This is a genomic window from Burkholderia paludis (assembly GCF_000732615.1).
Lineage (GTDB): Bacteria > Pseudomonadota > Gammaproteobacteria > Burkholderiales > Burkholderiaceae > Burkholderia > Burkholderia paludis.
On sequence record NZ_JPGL01000015.1, the window covers coordinates 125,995 to 141,112 of the forward strand.

General features: G+C 59.8%; 18 protein-coding genes and 2 pseudogenes. 17 read left to right on the top strand and 3 right to left on the bottom strand.

All coding sequences use genetic code 11. The annotated features are described in order from the left end of the window. The first annotated feature begins 38 nt into the window (after window positions 1-38). From GQ56_RS0111590 to GQ56_RS44180, 13 genes and pseudogenes are all read left to right on the top strand, one after another. Window positions 39-857 (top strand): hypothetical protein, encoded by an 819-nt coding sequence (locus GQ56_RS0111590; RefSeq protein WP_152601729.1) that lies wholly within the window; start codon window positions 39-41, stop codon window positions 855-857. A 132-nt stretch (window positions 858-989) separates the two neighbouring features. Continuing rightward, the gene (locus tag GQ56_RS40110) at window positions 990-1,622 is read left to right on the top strand and encodes a hypothetical protein (protein WP_052001395.1); all 633 of its coding nucleotides are present in this window, start codon (window positions 990-992) and stop codon (window positions 1,620-1,622) included. A gap of 264 nt (window positions 1,623-1,886) precedes the next feature. Continuing rightward, entirely contained in the window at window positions 1,887-2,573 is a 687-nt protein-coding gene (locus GQ56_RS0111600; RefSeq protein WP_031398814.1) for a lysozyme inhibitor LprI family protein, read from the top strand. Beyond that, on the top strand, window positions 2,573-3,097 hold the full coding sequence (locus tag GQ56_RS0111605; RefSeq protein ID WP_031398815.1) for a hypothetical protein: 525 nt from the start codon (window positions 2,573-2,575) through the stop codon (window positions 3,095-3,097). Before GQ56_RS0111600 ends, GQ56_RS0111605 begins: the two co-directional genes overlap by 1 nt. Window positions 3,098-3,220: 123 nt before the next feature. Then, the gene (locus tag GQ56_RS0111610) at window positions 3,221-3,604 is read left to right on the top strand and encodes a DUF4087 domain-containing protein (RefSeq protein ID WP_031398816.1); all 384 of its coding nucleotides are present in this window, start codon (window positions 3,221-3,223) and stop codon (window positions 3,602-3,604) included. 146 nt (window positions 3,605-3,750) lie between these two features. Continuing rightward, complete coding sequence (locus tag GQ56_RS0111615; RefSeq protein ID WP_152601731.1) at window positions 3,751-4,170, top strand: hypothetical protein; 420 nt, start codon at window positions 3,751-3,753, stop codon at window positions 4,168-4,170. Between the two features lie 238 nt (window positions 4,171-4,408). Beyond that, on the top strand, window positions 4,409-4,804 hold the full coding sequence (locus GQ56_RS0111620; RefSeq protein ID WP_152601732.1) for a hypothetical protein: 396 nt from the start codon (window positions 4,409-4,411) through the stop codon (window positions 4,802-4,804). A gap of 72 nt (window positions 4,805-4,876) precedes the next feature. Then, window positions 4,877-5,560, top strand: a complete 684-nt coding sequence (locus GQ56_RS40115) for a lysozyme inhibitor LprI family protein (protein ID WP_152601733.1) — start codon at window positions 4,877-4,879, stop codon at window positions 5,558-5,560. A 141-nt stretch (window positions 5,561-5,701) separates the two neighbouring features. Then, a complete protein-coding gene (locus GQ56_RS0111630; protein WP_031398820.1) occupies window positions 5,702-6,385 on the top strand; it encodes a hypothetical protein in 684 nt (227 codons plus the stop codon). Window positions 6,386-6,716: 331 nt separating this feature from the next. Continuing rightward, the gene (locus tag GQ56_RS0111635) at window positions 6,717-7,169 is read left to right on the top strand and encodes a DUF805 domain-containing protein (RefSeq protein ID WP_265183111.1); all 453 of its coding nucleotides are present in this window, start codon (window positions 6,717-6,719) and stop codon (window positions 7,167-7,169) included. Between the two features lie 60 nt (window positions 7,170-7,229). Further along, a pseudogene (locus tag GQ56_RS46490) lies at window positions 7,230-7,640 on the top strand (integrase); the annotation flags it as partial. 258 nt (window positions 7,641-7,898) lie between these two features. Further along, on the top strand, window positions 7,899-8,438 hold the full coding sequence (locus GQ56_RS44175) for a hypothetical protein (RefSeq protein ID WP_152601734.1): 540 nt from the start codon (window positions 7,899-7,901) through the stop codon (window positions 8,436-8,438). A 265-nt stretch (window positions 8,439-8,703) separates the two neighbouring features. Next, window positions 8,704-9,366: a hypothetical protein gene (locus GQ56_RS44180; RefSeq protein WP_152601735.1), complete on the top strand. Its 663-nt coding sequence runs from the start codon at window positions 8,704-8,706 to the stop codon at window positions 9,364-9,366. Between the two features lie 31 nt (window positions 9,367-9,397). Here GQ56_RS44180 and GQ56_RS0111650 read toward each other — a convergent pair whose 3' ends face one another. Then, complete coding sequence (locus GQ56_RS0111650; protein ID WP_152601736.1) at window positions 9,398-9,637, bottom strand: hypothetical protein; 240 nt, start codon at window positions 9,635-9,637, stop codon at window positions 9,398-9,400. Between the two features lie 87 nt (window positions 9,638-9,724). Here GQ56_RS0111650 and GQ56_RS44185 point away from each other — a divergent pair, with 87 nt between their 5' ends. Together GQ56_RS44185 and GQ56_RS40120 are read left to right on the top strand one after the other, a co-directional pair. Next, window positions 9,725-10,210, top strand: a complete 486-nt coding sequence (locus GQ56_RS44185; protein ID WP_031398823.1) for a hypothetical protein — start codon at window positions 9,725-9,727, stop codon at window positions 10,208-10,210. Next, window positions 10,179-11,696, top strand: a complete 1,518-nt coding sequence (locus tag GQ56_RS40120) for a DKNYY domain-containing protein (protein ID WP_081894896.1) — start codon at window positions 10,179-10,181, stop codon at window positions 11,694-11,696. Before GQ56_RS44185 ends, GQ56_RS40120 begins: the two co-directional genes overlap by 32 nt. 361 nt (window positions 11,697-12,057) lie before the next feature. Here GQ56_RS40120 and GQ56_RS41130 read toward each other — a convergent pair whose 3' ends face one another. Further along, the gene (locus GQ56_RS41130; protein ID WP_235212689.1) at window positions 12,058-12,543 is read right to left on the bottom strand and encodes a YunG family protein; all 486 of its coding nucleotides are present in this window, start codon (window positions 12,541-12,543) and stop codon (window positions 12,058-12,060) included. Between the two features lie 359 nt (window positions 12,544-12,902). Between GQ56_RS41130 and GQ56_RS0111665 the strand changes: the two genes are divergently transcribed. Continuing rightward, window positions 12,903-13,571, top strand: coding sequence for an HAD family hydrolase (locus GQ56_RS0111665; protein ID WP_031398825.1), 669 nt, complete (start codon window positions 12,903-12,905; stop codon window positions 13,569-13,571). Window positions 13,572-13,789: 218 nt separating this feature from the next. Here the strand turns inward: GQ56_RS0111665 and GQ56_RS0111670 are convergent, their stop codons facing one another. Continuing rightward, a complete protein-coding gene (locus tag GQ56_RS0111670) occupies window positions 13,790-14,191 on the bottom strand; it encodes a hypothetical protein (RefSeq protein WP_031398826.1) in 402 nt (133 codons plus the stop codon). 164 nt (window positions 14,192-14,355) lie between these two features. Between GQ56_RS0111670 and GQ56_RS39305 the strand changes: the two are divergent. Then, window positions 14,356-14,983: pseudogene (locus GQ56_RS39305) on the top strand (tyrosine-type recombinase/integrase). The last annotated feature ends 135 nt before the right edge of the window (window positions 14,984-15,118 follow it).

Consider the following 15,118-nt stretch of genomic DNA (forward strand, 5'->3'; position numbering starts at 1 on the left):
GAATGGCGAGGCGGGTGCGGAAACCGAAGTCTTTTGGCATGCTGACTTCCGTTGATCGATTGCGGACCGATGGTCCATCGGGGGATGCGTTGAATATCAATGAATTGCGATCGGGAGTGAAGGCGTGGATCGCCGCATGTGTATCGGTCGCCTTTTTGCATGCCGGCTTGGCGCACGCCGGCGACGCGCGGCCGTTCTGTGCGTCCGCAACGGATACGCTGGAGAAAGACGCCGCGACGCGTGACGCCGTTTCCATGATCTTCGGGCGGAATCCCGCCTATGTGCCGGAGCAAGGTCCGGCGCGCGCATGCATTTTTCCCGTGGCAACGCTCATGTATCCGGACGCGCGCGTGCTGATCATGGGCTCGGTGCCGGGTGAAGTCTATCCCGTTACCGAAGCCCGGCTGTCGGCGTATTTCCTGAGATCGGAGAACGGGGCGTTTCGGCTGGTGACGGTCCGGCGCGATTTCGCGGATGGTGGAAGCGGGATGGGTAACGTCGGGAAAATCACGGCGATTCGGTACGGCGCGGACGAGGGTATGACGATCGCCGGCGATGGCAACGGGCAGGGTTACGACTACGGCTCCGTCGCGCTGTTCGTGTTCCGGAGCGACGGCATCGCGTCACTTGGCACGATTCCGACGAGCTATAGCGACGGCGGTGCCGTGGACGACCCGGCGAAGGAGACGCAGATCGAAGGCAAGGTCGAGATCGGACAGCCGCAACCCGATCAGGTCCGCGTCGTCTATTCGATCAGGCGCAGTGGGAAAGTCGCGCAGCAGGCCGTGGTGTGGAAGTTGCGGAACGGCCGGTTCGTTGCGGCTTCGGGTTCGGTTCCGGCGGAGCTGCGTCGTTAGTCAGGACGCGCGTCGAATCGCGGTGACTGCACCGGTAGTCGGAAGCGGGGCGTCGGCGCGTCGCTCGGGGCGACGCGTGTCGACGACGGGAGGGTGCTGACGATCTGTGCATCACAACAGACGGAGCGGTTCATGGCGGCGATGAAAGGTTCGAGCGGCGTTGACGGATGGACACCGTCGCCGCATGGCTGGCGAGTAGCCGTTGCGCTGCTGATTCTGGCCGCGTGCACGCGCACGGCCATGAGCCGCGAACCCGCCTTCAGGCTGAATCCGCATCCGAGTCGGCCGTACGAGATCACGGTGACGGTCAAGGACGCTCCGGCGCCGTTCGATTCGATCGGTATCCATGTGCTGTACCAGGTCGTGAACGACCGCTGCATCAGGGTGTTGAGAGGCAGCGGCGCGACGCCGGTCCTTGAGAGGTCAGTGCCCGTCGAATTGACGCGCGTGGGCGGGAATCGCTACACGGGCACGATGTTCGCGGATCTGATGCAGGACGAAGACTATTTCGGCCTTGGAACGTGCCACTGGACGGTGGAAAGCGCCAATGCCGAAGCCCGGATCAATCGCCTCGTGCTGAGTACCGGCGTGATGCCGGCCGACAGCGGTGCGCCGGCAAGCGTCGAGCGTTTCTTTTCGAATCGCTCCTTCGTCGATTCGCAGCGGTCACGCGTGAGTATCGGCAATGCGCGCCGCTCGGATTTCGGACCCGACGCAAGCAATACGTTTTCGATCGTTCTGACGGTCGTGGGCAAGCCCCGGTGACAGGCTGACGGCATCGGATCGTCGTTATGAAGTGCCGGTATGCGATTCCGGAAAGTCGGTTCGAGCGAGCGGGGCGAAGCTTGCCGATGCGCTTCGTGTATGGGGTCGAATATATGCATGAGTGGAAACGGGCGGCGCGTGTGCAGGATGGGCTTGAATCAAGCGTCATTCAAGCGGGATGTCGAACATGACGCCGGTTCGCAGGCCGTGTGGGCGCGTCGTCGTTCGGCGCGGCTGTCATATGAATCCAGTGAGGTGGGTGGTATGGGGAAGCAGGTTGTCACCGGGTGGGCGGGATGTCTGCTCGGTATCGCGCTCGTGTTGCCGGTCGTATCCCGGGCCGCGGCACCGTCGTTCGACTGCGCGCATGCGTCGACGAGTGTCGAGACCGCGATTTGCGGGAGTCCTGCGCTGACGGGGGCCGATCGCGCAATGGCCGACGCATACCGTGTCGCGCGTGAGCGTCTCGATCGCGATGCCGGCCGGAAGCTCGTTGAGGATCAGAAGGCTTATCTCGTTGCGCGCGACCAGGCGTTTCACGATGCTTCGAGCCGCGCCGACGAGAAGGGATTGCGCGAGAACATGGAAAGCCGGACCCGATTCCTGCGAGGTATCCCTGCTCGCGCACCGGCGGGTTTTTCCGGTCGTTGGGGCAGTGTCGGCGGTCTTGTCGTCGTGGATGCGGCGGACGGCGCCTACAAGGTATCGGTCAACACGGTCGAACCAGACATGGGGCGATGGGTTTGCGATGCCGGCGGTATTGGCGCGATCGTCGACGGCAAGCTGGTGGTGAAGGTCGACGGAGGCGCGGTGGTGCGGCTAAGCCGCGACGGGCCGTTACTGAAAGTCGAGACGCAACCTCCGTCGAACGTGCAGGATTGGCACGCGCCTTACTGCGGCACCAGCGGGTCGCTGGATGGCGAGTATTTCCCTTCTTCGGGAGCGAACTGATGCGGGCGCACCTTGAAGGTGGCGGCGTGACCGATTCGTCGCAACGGCGTAACGGCGCGGCGACGCTCGCGTGCCGACGCGCTCGCGTGCTGGCGTTCGCGGTGTCGATCGCAGGCGCATCAGTGTCGACGCAGGTGTCGGCGAGCGGCCACATCCCGCCGCGCGCGCTGCCATCGCGTGACTTCGACAGCTTCGAGTCCTGCCGTGCCTACCTGCAGCAGGTTCACGCCGACGACGTGAATGGCACGACGGATGGCGACGTTCCGATGGAGAACGGTGGAACGCGCCGAAAGACACTCGATACGAACGGTGTCGTGTCGACGGGTGCCGATACGGTGCGGTACGAGGCAACGGTCGGTATGGCGACGCGGGGTGTCGAGCAGCAATTCGGCGAATCGTACAGATGCGTGCCGACTCATTTCTCGTACACCCATACGGTGCTGGCGTGCTCGGGCGCGAAACTGTCCGGCGTGCAGGACAGCGGCTTCACGCTGCCGGGCTGCGATCCCGTCACGGGCAAGTAGGCAGTGGCCGCACGCGAGAGCTCGCGGATAGGCGTGCGACGAACGCGGACCGGTGGCGGCGCGAAGATCGGGGCCGGTATCGAGCGGGATTCATCACGTCACATTTCGATCGGGGTTTTCACGATGAATCGACATTCCGGCGGCGCCACTATCGGCGCCGCAATCGGCGCGATGCTGCTGCTCTCATGCGTGACCGTGCATGCGGAGCAACGCTGCGGGTATTACATCAGTTCGGCCCCGAACGACCTCGAACTCATCGACAAGGACGCGACTTGGACGATCAAGACGCCGAACCGGCAAGGCGGAAAGGATGCCGATGGACTCGAGAACCTGCCGTCTGTAACCGATCGGCGTTACATGTTCAGGCATTTCGACACGCGGGTCGGATGCGCTTGCCTGAATGTGGAAACGGACGCGCGGCGCGCCAGGATTACACGGGTCGATTCCGGCAAAGGCGTTCCGTGGAAACGCTGCGAATCCGACAAGGCGTTGCCGAAGCCGGACTGAACGGCGATGCTCGGATCGCCCGCCGCGTAAGGAGCGCGACCCGCATGCGGGCGATGCGCCGGCAGTGCGATACCCGGTGAATCAGGCCTCGTGCAAGGGGCGAAACCTGAGGGCCGGAAGTAACTGACCGGAAACTGGAGCGTTCGATGACGGTAACTACGGAAGAAGGCGCAATGAAAAGACCGACTTCGCTGACTATCCTGGGCTGGCTTCTTGTCGTACTGGATGTGGGGAATCTCGTCTACTTGCCGCTTTTGCTGAGTAATCCGCTGGCGATCGAGTTGCTCAGCCAATACCGCGTGAGGCCCGGCGTGACGATTCTGGTCGGATTGATCGTCGCGGTGTCATGTATCGTGGCCGGCGTCGCGATACTCAAGGGGCGAGAGTGGGGGCGCACGCTGTACGTGGGTGCGAGCGTGGCGGGGCTGGCGATCTCGGCGGTCACCATGCCGACCGACATGACCATGGTCGTCGCGCTCGTTCCTTCGGCACTGCTGTTCGCGCTGTTTGCCTGTCTGCTGTATCGCCGACCGGCGACCGAATACTTGCGCCAGGCCAGATCGTGACGGCGATGCCGTGTTGCCGTGCGCTCGAAAAAGTCGCGTAATTCGATACGTTCGGTATCCCCTGCGAGCTTCGCCAAGGAAAAAGAGTGCACATGACCCGTTTGCGCGATGATGGCGCCGGGATGGAGGTCGACGGAATCGATCTTCACCGCGCTGGAGGCCGCTGGCGCGCGAATCGATACACGGCCGCGACTCGCAGCGACAAGGGCGGGTCGCATCGTCGAACGGGAGGGCGATCGTGAGAGGAAAGTATGGCGACATTTGCGAAGCGTATTGCGTACGATTCGGTACCGCGGTTTTCGTTGCGGTGTCGTTCGGAGCGATGCTGACGGCGGCCGACGCGTCGAATCTTGTGCGTCGCACGACGGATGAACTGACGACGATGGCGTTCTATTGGGGTTATCTGTTGCTTCCCGCAGCCTTGTTGCCCGTGGTGCGCGTCATGGGGTTGCTGGGGAAAGTGCAGGTTGCCCTGTTGTTGATCGCGCAGTGTCTGCTGTGCGTCGGTTTCGCATGGTACGCAGTTGCCGAGCAAAACGAGTGGGTTTGGGTGGAGTACTGGCCGGCCTGCGCGGCCTGCCTGGTTCTCGCGGTGCTGGCGTATCTCGTGCGCGGCCGATTCAGCGAGAAATGACGCGGCACGCGACTGACGGGACGGGCTTGCGGTATCGGCCGCGTATCGACGGCGCTGTTCAAGGAGGGGTTCGTGAGAGCAACCAGGAAGAGATCGTCGGGATTGCCGGATGCGGGTGCGCCGGTCGGCGTGCGTGGCATGCCTCATGCCGCGAAGGTCCTGTTCGTGTGGAGTGCGATGACGTGGGCGTCGGGCTCCTTTGCCGCAGGCCTCGATTGCGCGGCGGCGAGCTCCGGCGTCGAGAAGCTGATCTGTGCAAATCCGTCCCTGACGGCACGCGATGCCGCGCTCAATCGGCTGTATGGCTGGACGATCGCCGATGCGGCGCCGATCGACAAGCAGAAATTGACCACCATCCAGAAACAATGGATCGGGCACGTGCGCGACGTCTGTACCACGGCGGCCTGTGTCGGGGATGCCTACGATGCGCGCATCAAGGCGCTCGCGTCGATCCGTTTCGACGGCGGCTCCGCGACCTATGTCCGCGATGTCGCAGCGGCTGCCCGCGTGACCCGGCAGATACAGCAGGATCTGAGAAAGGTCGGCATCACGCAATCGCTCGGTGCGTGCTCGCGGATCGTGTCGCTCGACTCGCATCCCGACAGCTACGGCGCGCTTTGCGATCTCGGCAGCCAGCGGCCGGTTCAGGTGTGCGACGAGGACAGGGTCGGCAACCTCGCGGTCAATTTCTATGGCTTCTCGGAAACCGGCGGCGGTCTTGCGGCGTTTACGCAGGCCGTGTGCCCCGGCGGCTAACCCGTCGAAGACGGATTCATCGAATGCCTGTGACGGCGCGGCTTCCGTGCGGGAGGTTGCGCCACCGCGTATCGTGCCGGTCGACGCGGGATCGAGCCGGAACATCGCGGTTCGACCGGAGGCTATCGAACGGCAAGGGTCATGAGGATACGGAAATTTCTGTTTGCCTTCGTAGCAATCGCGGCGCTCGGAGCCGGTTACGTGCTGCGGCCCAGGCACGATACGCTGCCGGCCTATCGTTGCGACCGGCTGGAAGGTGCATCCGCCGTGGACGATTGCATGAATCACGTCTTTCCCTCGCGAGAACAGATACTGGCCTACCTGAACGACGCGACGTTCGGGCAACCGAAGAGAGGCGACGACTACGGCTTGCAGTATTTCGGTCGTGATGGTCGCTATGTGCTGTTGAGTGTCGGAGGCGAGTCGGTCTCCTGGGGAACTGCGTTCATCGACAGCGGGCGCTGGTGGCTGCGCGATGCCGTGCTGCCGTTGCAGGATGGGCGCAAGACAAGAACCGTGGTCGTGCAGGAGATGTGCAGCCTGGAATATGCGTGGACCGATCAGCCTCGCCGTATCGATGACGAGGATCCGGACGTTGCCTGCGAAGCGATGTGGGATACGCGCTTCAACACGTTCCAGGAAGGCAGCGCGCCGCAGATCAGGACTGCCGGCGATGTCTATGACCTGCTGGACCTCTATCGCATGGACGGCCATCAGTTTCATGTTCAGGATTTTTCTCCGGTCGCGCCGGGCTTGAAGATTCCTCCCGAAACGCTGACGCGTGCCGCCCATCTCTACAAGAAAAGCAGGCCGGGATTGTCTTGAATCGCAATTGCGCGTGGTACCGAAGCGCCGGCGGCGAATGTCGTTCCGGCTCAGACGGTGCAAACGAGAGGTGGCTGTGTGAATTCGGACAGTCGGGTAAGTGGTGGAGCCGGGGTGATTGCCGACGGCGGAATTCCACGATGAGCCGTCGGGCAATAGTGTTGGGCTTCGCTTGCGAGCAGGTGGGGCAGTCTCCATGAGCGGGCGCAGTGGTTTTTTTGGGGGAGCGCGCGACTAGCAGAGTGCTTGCGGCGTTCACGCCAGTGCCAGCCGTCGTCAGTATCTGGCGGCGGGCATGGCGAGATCGACATGACAATTGTCAGAAATGTTTATGGCAACAGGAATCCCTATTGCGCCAGTTGATGTGCTGAATCATTATTCCAATGTTCCGGGCCAGGATTGTAAAAGCGAGAAAATAATGAAATGGTATTTAAAGGTTCTAAAAAATTACGCTATTTTTAACGGGCGTGCACGTCGCAAAGAGTACTGGATGTTCCTCCTGGTCAACACAATTATTGCGGGGGTAATCGGTGCCATCCTGGGTTTTATTGCTGTAAGGGTAGGAAACGTTGCGCTCGTCAATTGGGCGCAACTCTATAACCTGGCGCTCTTGATTCCGAGCGTTGCGGTCGGAGTACGGCGCATGCACGATACGGATCACAGCGGCTGGTGGCTGCTCTGCCCGGTCGTTAACCTGGTCTATCTGTTCATCCCTGGTACTGTCGGAGAGAATCGTTTCGGCGACGATCCCAAGGCGGCAACGATCGGGGGTAGTGCTGCGTAACGGGGTATCTGGATTTCGAATTACGTTTTATTGATCTGGCGCCAGCATGAACGAGTGGCTGTCCGTCACGGAAGCCACTCGGCTTCCAGCGCGGCAATCATGGCGCAGAAGACTCGGCAGCCGGTGCACTCGAGATCACGGAACAGATTCGTCGGAACCCCGGGGCTTGGATCGAAGCGCGAGGACTGAAGGCGGCGGGTTTCCTGCTTCCGAGCTGGTTGTTACATCGCTGCATTTGCCGACGCGTCAATGTGCCCGGTTGATACGTTGCCGGGCTGCGTCGGTCGGCCCGGACGATACCGCATACGCTACACGATGCGCCGCACAAAAGCGTCACCGATCTATCTGCGGACGAAAAGCCTCCGGGCGGTGCGGTTGCGACTCGGCCATACGAAGCTAGAAAGCACGGTTCGCTATCTCGGCATCGATGTCAACGACGCCCTTGAGGCGACGGAGCAGACGGGGGTTTGACGGCATCGTGGCCAGCGGGCGGTCGCTTGCCGGCCAGGAGCAGCCACTCGACGTCGCTCGCTGAATCATTTCTATCTCGCCTTCTGCGTTCGGGAGGCCGCACTCTATCAGGAGGGCTTTGCCTTGCCGTTCAAAACACGGTTGTTGGTCGTTGCTTCCTGCCTGTTGTGCGCACACGCATGCGCTTCGACTCTGACGTTGAATTGTGCAGATGCGCAAGCAGGCACTCTGAACCAGAAGGCAGCGGAATCCCGTCTTATGGCAGAGTCGCACGGACTCGCAGAGAGAATTGCACCACATGTTCTGCGCGTCAATGTCGCGGGGAAGGCATTACTGTTCAAGGACATTCCGGCCGCTGGGCTTGACAACATCGCCTACACATTCTGCGGGAGTCTGGGAGGGTACTCGCTGATTGGATGGGACGACGGGGACGAATTTACCGGCAAGCTGATTGACGAACGCACTGGACGGATATTGCCCGCGGGACAAGAAGTGATCTTCTCCCCTGATGGTCGTGCCTATCTGGCGATTGGGCAGGAAGATGGCCTTGATGGCGAGGATTGGGCGGTTCGCTATGCGAATGATGGACGGGTGTCGTGGCAGGGCCATAGCTTCATCGTGTCCGGAAATGTCGGCGCTGCTCCGTTACACGAGCTCTCTAACCCCCGCTGGGGCGAAAGTGGCAAACTCGAGGCTGAAGCCTCGTGCCGGGATTCGCCGAACGCGGTCGTAGGGTTGATCAAGACCCAGGGGCGGTGGTCATGGCATGTGCCTGCCGGTTGCCATCCGGTGCGCTGAGCTCGAAAGACCTTGCCCGAAGCGCATTGTGTGGCCACTTTTCAGAGCGTCGGACGACCGAAATGGGCGGTGGATTCAACCGGTCGCTTCCACGACTACCGGCCACAAACGGTCAGTCGGCAGCGACGTCAAGATCATTTTGAATTGAAACGTGTGCGTCGGGTCGCTGGCCGCGAAAACCTGCATCGAATCAGAAATGACATCCGAAATGAGAGCAACAACACCCAGTGCCACTGCGGGTCGAAAGCGATATATCGAACGCTGCATGCTCGCGCTTGTCGCCTTCATGGTTGCGACAGCCGCGCGTGCAGTCGACTCGGGCATGCCGGAGTCCCCATGTGGCGAGCTTGACACGGGATATTCGATCGACGACAGCGTACGCGGTTCGCTAGGGACAAGCCCCCCTATAAGTGCGTGCGTTGACGTGCTTCGCGCGCCACATGGTTCGCGTCGCCGCTTACGCATCTTCGTTGGTGGAAAACAGGTCTTCGGTAATGACGTCATCGTGCTCGGACCGGATGACGGCGGCATCCAGGGCGACCCGTTCCAGCCGCTCACCATCAAGCATGGTTCCTTGATCGTGCAGAACTCGGGTGGTGGTGGCCGACTTCGGTGGTCTGAAACATGGCGTTTGACAATACGTAACAAACAATGGGTCCTGGCCGGATGGGATGAATACGGATATGACATGTATGGTGGCACCGCAAGCGGCGCCAAGGAATCCATTACAAGCATCAATGCTTTAACCGGCGCTATACATGACGACGGGACCGATTATCCTGGCGATGGGGAGCCGAATATATCGACTCACTACGCCTGCAAACTGCCCGCCAAGTGGGTCAGCCCGGCTGCTTCGAAAATTGAGGAAATTCGCAACCGTAGCTTTAAATGCGGAAAGAATATTGGGAAATTGATAAAAATTAATTGAGCGGATGATTGTAGGATATTCGTAGGATTGTTCAGGATTCCTGTTGTGCTATCTGTGTGTGGCGACTATCGGAAAGGGCAATGTCTGGAACGGTTGGCTGGCCGTTGGTTTCAGGGGCGCTCAGGCGTTCGGAGTGCACGACGATGGTCAGGAGACGCTCTTCGAGCCGGCGCTCGCTCGCGAACTGGCCCGGACGTAGGGCCGCGGTAACTTCGGAGCGGGGCAATATGAGGTGCTCCTGGCTATAGCGGATAGCCGACTCCAGTTCCATGCCATCATCGAGCGCGGTCAGTTTCCTTTTCCCGAGCAGGGCAGACGCAACCCTCAATTCCTTCCATCGGGTTTCGACGCCTGGCACATGGATGACATTGCACGACTGGAGACGTTAGCCGGCAGGCTTGGATTGGCGAACGAGGCCGATGTCGTCAAGGCGTTCGGGCGGGTGGTCGAGTATGGCGAGGGTTATTTCCGTATGCTCGCCTCACATGCCGGTTACGACGAATGGCATTGCACCGACGCAAATTTTTACGTGTTGGCGCTGATCTGCAATTTTGTCGAGCAACTTGCCGTCGACGATCTTATGGCCTTGAACTGGGACGAGACCTTCGCCAAGCGAGTGCTAACCACGACGCTGCGTTCGTTCGACGCCGCGCGCCGGGATAAATTTCCTGAGGAGGGGCAGGAAAAGAGGGGGCGGATAGCCCGCGTGTGTCTATCCGGATGCGATGAACCTTCCGGATCGATTGGGAATGAGCCGGCGCTTCGTTTCAATCGAGCGATAGGCCGAATTGAGAGATTAACGAATATCGGTGATGAAAATCCGGGTCACCGATTTTATTATTGAGTTTAACGAAGAAACAGGATGGGCAGTCACCATGAGCGAATCGGTTTCCGTTGCGGCCCAGATACGTTTAAGCGAAGCGGCACTGGCGCGCTGGTTCAAGCACAGCATAGCTCCGGGGAACAAGGTGCTCGATGTGCTCGCCGGGATGCTTGACGAAGCCGATCTGAACCCGCAGGAGACGCTGTATATCTGCCAGTACCTACCGGCCACGCAAACGCTCGTATTCTTCCTGAGTAACAGCGGCGCCCGCGGATCTGCGACGGTCCCGGTCGTGTCTCTGCTTGAACTGCTGACGCAATACACCGATATGGACGACGATGGTTACCTGGCGATCGGCACCTATCCCTTCGGGAGCTTCGCGGAGATCTCCGCATCCATCATGCGCCGGCATGCGGTCGTGCCAGTGGAGACGTCGCATCCGCATGCACTTGATGAACTCGAACCGTTGCTGGTCAAGCTGCTGAAATGGATGCCGGAGCAGTATCGCCATTATCCCGCCTTGTATCACCGCAAGATCGTGCTTTGCTTTAAACGAATGGGCAATTCATTTGTCCGTCGAGCAACGCCGGATGATCCTGTTTTGATCGGAGACGATTACTTTACCGACGGTAAGCGCGTGCTGTGGAATGATCGCGACGACGAAAGCGCGGTGCCGGTACCTGAGGCGGACCCTTACACCTTCAGGCGGCTCGCAGGACGACTCTGGGCCGATGCGATACATCTGTATTGTGAAGGTCAACTGATTCTAAAGCTGGAAGGAAAGCCCAAAGTAGTGGGTGACGTCGTCATCGTTGGCCGGCGAGGGTTGTTTGCTCAACTCGACAGCAGCGGGCTGGAGCAGGATGAAGTGGATCCTGCCACGCTGAAGCGCATCGATAGCCGTAGCGACTATTACGAAGATGCCACGCATGTGTGGCATGGGATGAGACGCATGCCGGAGCTTCCCGGCGACGTGACCATCCTTTTCACTCCAGGCGCGATCGCTCGCGGTCGCAATGCGATATACCGGTTTGGCGCGCCTTTGGAACATGCCGTGCCGGAACAGTTCGAGTTTCTCGGGCAGGGCTATTTTCGTGATGGCGGTGCACTATGGCACTACGATTCAAACCTCGCCCGGCTCGTTCGCATGCCGTCTTCCGCCGCTCATGCCCTGCGCCTGGCAGGGCCGTTCTGTACCGACGGCTTCAGCGTGTGGTGGGAGGCGCAAGTATTGGAAGGTGCGGATCCCGCCACCTTTCGCGCGATTGGCTTCAGCTATGCGATCGATCGCAACAATGTGTGGTTTCAGGCAGACCGGATCGACGGCGCTGACCTCGACAGCTTCCAGAATCTGGCAGGCAGCATCTATGCACGGGACGGGACGTGTGTTTATGCTTACGGCAAAGTCATCCCCGATGCGTTACCCGATAGCTTGCGGGTACTCAACTGGTTCGAAGCCCGGGACGATCGGCAACTTTACGTATACGGGATCGCGTCCGGTGAATGACCGTGATGCAGGGCGGATGAAAGCATGGCGAGCCGTTTGCGAATCATGTTCGTCGGTGCGGCGATTCGCTTGTTGCAGGTCGATTCAAGCTATCGCAAGCCCGGATTTCCCGAGCAGTGCCGGGCGAGTGCGCCAGCGTGCCTGGTCCTCGAGCGCCTCGCGGGATTGATTCCGATAATATCGACGCGAGACTCACTGCCTGACTGGCTACAAAATTCCGCCGCAGGTCAAGCCGACGTTCGATCTTGCCGCCAAGATCGTCAACAACCTGCTCTACCGATACGTCGAATGCTACCGACGGCGATGATCGCCGTCGGCAGGCCGCAATGCTAAGTGGCGTTACATCCTTCGCGCATTCACGTTATCTAACTAGTTCTTCCAGTCGGGACGTTAGAAGCTCGTATTTTCTTTCCGAAGTATCTGCCAATGCCTCATCGCGAGTGGATTGAGTGTCGTCATACGGTACCGGTTCGACAAACTGGCTCACCGTCAGATCCCACTTCTTTCCGTCGATGAGATTGTAGAAGTGCTTACCACCCGATGTTCGCGTAGTGAGAATCTGACCGCCGAAATAATCTTGGACGACAAGCGAGGTGACACTGCAGTGATTCTGCGCTGGATTCGATGGTGACCAAGCATCGGTCGGGCTTGACGTGTCTCCCGCCCAAACACGTGAAATTGCTCTGTACAAGTCGAGGGGTGTCGCAAAGGCTTTCGATACAGAAGTCATGTGATTTTGCTCTCTAGTTGAGCCGACGACCGATGGAGCACCCAAAAAAGACAAAAGCCCCGTCGTTGCCGGCGGGGCTTCGAAGCGCATGTCGCTGCGAATTTCTAGCGTATGCACGTCCCCAGCGGTAGTCCCGAATGGGAATGCGCATGATGGTGGGTCGCAACGGCGAAGGACGTGAAGGCTTGCATAGATAGTGAGTCTGCCTTCAGTTATTAAGTCCGTCAATGGATGTTTTATTGTTCTGCTTGCGTCCTGTATGGCCGCTTTCGAGCACAACGACTGGCAGCTCAGGGTCGACTACACCCGGTCGCGACCGGCGACTGCCCCCAGTTGATCCGGTTTCAGTCAACCGCAAAGCACTGGCCGCCATTCGCGTACGGCCGCGCGCCGGTCATTCACGTTTCACCGTAGAATGGCCGCTGCCCTAAGCTTCGGGCATTCGTTTCCCATGTCCTTCACGTTGCTGGTGATTAATGAAAGCTGAACGCATACTCGTTTTGGATATCGACGGCACGCTGACGGATTCAGTCGCAGTGCATCAGTCTGCGTTCCTGGCTGCGATGCAGGCCTTGAGGCTGCCTGCCCTCGACACTGACTGGGGGAGCTATCCACATCACACCGACACGGGAATCCTCGCACACGCGCTATCGTCCAACGGTTGGGGTCCGATGAGTGCATCGGCCGTTGCGTCGTTCGAGCAGGACGTGGATCGTCATTTTGTGGACGCGCTTTCCCGCCAAGAGCTCAGAGAAATCCGTGGAGCGGGCATATTCGTGCGGGAGGCTATGGCGTCAGGATGGGGAATCGTGTTCGCGACTGGGGGCGGGAGGCGTGTCAGCGAGCGGAAACTGAGGGCTGTCGGTATCCCATTTGACGACGACCTGCTTGTTACGGCGTCCGAGTATCCCTCGCGTACGGATCTTGTCGCTGCCGCCGTCGAGCGTGCTCGGCGACACTATAGCGTTGGAGCGGCTTGCCGTACCGTTTCAGTCGGAGACGGGCGCTGGGACCTTGAAGTGGCCGAATATCTCGGCCTCGAATTTGTTGGCATCGGCATTCCGCCAAAATCGGACGTCCTGACAACGCGCGGCGCTCTTGTCTTTCCGGATCTCGAGCAAGCATTACCATTCTTGTCGAGCTGAGGGAAGCCGGCCAGACGTTGCGAGCCCATGAAAGTCACGCCTGCTTTCAGGGCAAAGGCGGTCGTTGGTGCTGACAGTGTTGAATGCCTGCTTCGGGTCGGCTACAGGCGGTCGCGACCGGCGGCATCCGGCCACTTTCAGACATCCGGAATCACCGCCTAGATCGTCATCAATCGGGCTTAGGTCAGCTTTTCGAATAATTGCCGCGATCGCTCCGATCAAGATACCGCCAAGGTGCCATCGTCGCCAACCCATATCACCGCCGGGATGCTGTAAAAGTAATCGAGCAGTAGCAGATCGTGCTCATGGCATGCGGCCTTCGGCCACCTGTCTCGGAGGTAAGAGATGATCTCGTCAGGCGAAGCGTGCCACTGGGCTTCGTGATCGTTGATCGTAAATCGAGGATTCGGATGTGCGGGCGAGACATAGCAATCCGCGCCCGGGGCAACGAACTTGATCCTTCCCGTCTGAAGAAGATGCTCGACGACTCGAAAGAATGCATCTCTATGGCTATGGAAGGCCATACCCGGTGAGTTGCCGCTGATCGCGCTGAAAAGACCCGTAATCCAAAGGCCAAACGAATCTTTCACGATTTTGTCGATTTGAGCGGAGTCATCCATGATAAAGCGGGATCGAAAGAAAGCTCGATAGGGGAAGGTAAGTCGTAGACCAAGTGTAATGTTGAATGGCCGCTTCCGGCAAACCGGACCGTCTCTTCAGGGTCGGGTTGCGACCGCCCGACGCGGCGCACACTCAATCTCCATTCTCTTGAAAGGAAATTGTCATGGAATCCGAGAGGGTCGTGGTTGTCCACCGCGTGCCGTGGAACAAGGGCACGCTGCACCGGGCAGAAGCAGCCGTTAAAGCTCCGGGAAATCTGGGCGATCCGGACGAGACTCCAGATGGCGTCGAACCTTCGCGAGCTCGCGATGTTCAATCTCGCAATTGATAGCAAGCTCCGAGCGTGCGACCTTACGCGGTTGCAGGTCCAGGATGTCCGTCACGGCAGCCATGTGGCGTCCAGGGCGACTGTCATGCAGCAGAAGACCCAGCGGCCGGTGCAATTCGAGATCACGGAACAGACCCGTGAGAGCCTCGAGGCATGGATCGAAGCGCGGGGACTGAAGGCGGCGGATTTTCTGTTCCCGAGCCGGGCGCATACGTCACCGCACCTGTCGACGCGGCAATATGCTCGGCTGGTACATCGCTGGATTGCATCGATTGGCCTGGACGACACCGCATACGGTACCCATACGACGCGCCGCACGAAAGCTTCGCTGATCTATCGGCGGACAAAGAACCTTCGAGCGGTGCAGTTGCTGCTCGGACATTCCAAGTTGGAGAGTACGGTGCGCTATCTCGGCATTGAGGTCGACGATGCCCTTGAGATGGCGGAGCAGACCGAGGTTTGACGGCGTCGCGGCCGGCGAGCGGTCGCTTGCCGGCCAACACAGGTCGTTCAACATGGGTGCCTGAATCGTCGACAATCTCAGAGTTCACTCAATTAGAGTTGGCCCAACCCTACCAGCATAGACCAGACGGATGAC